The sequence below is a fragment of the Streptomyces sp. NPDC021080 genome (genome assembly GCF_044333225.1).
Lineage (GTDB): Bacteria > Actinomycetota > Actinomycetes > Streptomycetales > Streptomycetaceae > Streptomyces.
Map to the genome: position 1 here is coordinate 1 of NZ_JBIRQM010000066.1, position 1,487 is coordinate 1,487.

The 1,487-nt window shown below is 70.0% G+C and carries 1 protein-coding gene; it reads right to left on the bottom strand.

What is annotated here, in order from left to right; translation table 11 throughout:
• Positions 1-1,487, bottom strand: a 1,487-nt coding sequence (locus ACH4S8_RS45145; RefSeq protein ID WP_398405193.1) for a dihydropteroate synthase, incomplete at both ends; no start/stop codon positions are given.

Here is a 1,487-nt window from a genome sequence, read left to right on the forward strand (position 1 = left end):
CCGTCGATGATCCGCCGCTTGAGGCGCTCCTCCAGCGGGAGCGCGGCCAGTTCCTCGGCCTTGCCCGCCTTGAGCGACTTGGTGGTGGCGCCCTCGAACAGGGCCATCAGCTTCTGCAGCGGGTCATAGCCCTCGGCGCGCCGGTCGTGGATGAGGTCGAGGGCGCAGGTGACCTCCTCCTCGCTGAAGCGGGCGATCGGCAGGATCTTGGAGGCGTGCACGATCGCCGAGTCCAGGCCGGCCTTGACGCACTCGTCGAGGAAGACGGAGTTGAGCAGGATCCGGGCGGCCGGGTTGAGGCCGAAGGAGATGTTGGACAGGCCGAGCGTGGTCTGGACGTCGGGGCGGCGGCGCTTGAGCTCGCGGATCGCCTCGATCGTGGCGATCCCGTCGCCCCGGGACTCCTCCTGGCCGGTACAGATGGTGAAGGTCAAACAGTCGATGAGGATGTCGGACTCGTGGATGCCCCAGTTGCCGGTGAGGTCCTCGATGAGCCGCTCGGCGATGGCGACCTTGGTCTCCACCGTGCGGGCCTGGCCCTCCTCGTCGATGGTCAGCGCGATCAGCGCCGCCCCGTGCTCACGCGCGAGGCGGGTGACCTTCGCGAACCGGGACTCGGGGCCGTCGCCGTCCTCGTAGTTGACCGAGTTGAGAACCGCCCGCCCGCCCAGGCGCTCCAGACCCGCGCGCAGGACCTCGACCTCGGTGGAGTCCAGCACGATCGGCAGGGTGGAGGCGGTCGCGAAACGGCCGGCCAGCTCGTCCATGTCGGCCACCCCGTCCCGGCCGACGTAGTCCACGCACAGGTCCAGCATGTGCGCGCCCTCACGGATCTGCTCGCGCGCGATCTCCACACAGTCGTCCCAGCGGGCCTCCAGCATCGCCTCACGGAACTTCTTCGACCCGTTGGCGTTGGTCCGCTCCCCGATCGCCATGTAGGCGGTGTCCTGACGGAACGGCACCGTCTGATACAGCGAGGCCGCCCCCGGTTCCGGGTGCGGATCCCGGGCCGGCGGAACCAGGCCCCGCACCCGCTCGACCACCTGGCGCAGGTGCTCCGGCGTGGTGCCGCAGCAGCCGCCGATCAGGGAGAGGCCGTAGTCCCGGACGAAGTTCTCCTGGGCGTCGGCCAGGCCCTTGGCGTCGAGCGGGAAGTGGGCGCCGTCCTTGGTCAGGACCGGCAGACCGGCGTTGGGCATGCACAGCAGCGGGATGCGGGAGTGCCGGGTGAGATAGCGCAGGTGCTCGCTCATCTCGGCCGGACCCGTCGAGCAGTTCAGGCCGATCATGTCGATGCCCAGCGGCTCCAGCGCGGTCAGCGCCGCACCGATCTCGGAGCCCAGCAGCATGGTGCCGGTGGTCTCGAAGGCCATCGAGACCAGCAGGGGGACGCGGACGCCGGTCGCCTCCATGGCACGCCGGGCGCCCAGGACGGAGGACTTGGTCTGCAGCAGGTCCTGGGTGGTCTCGACGATCAGGGCGTCGGC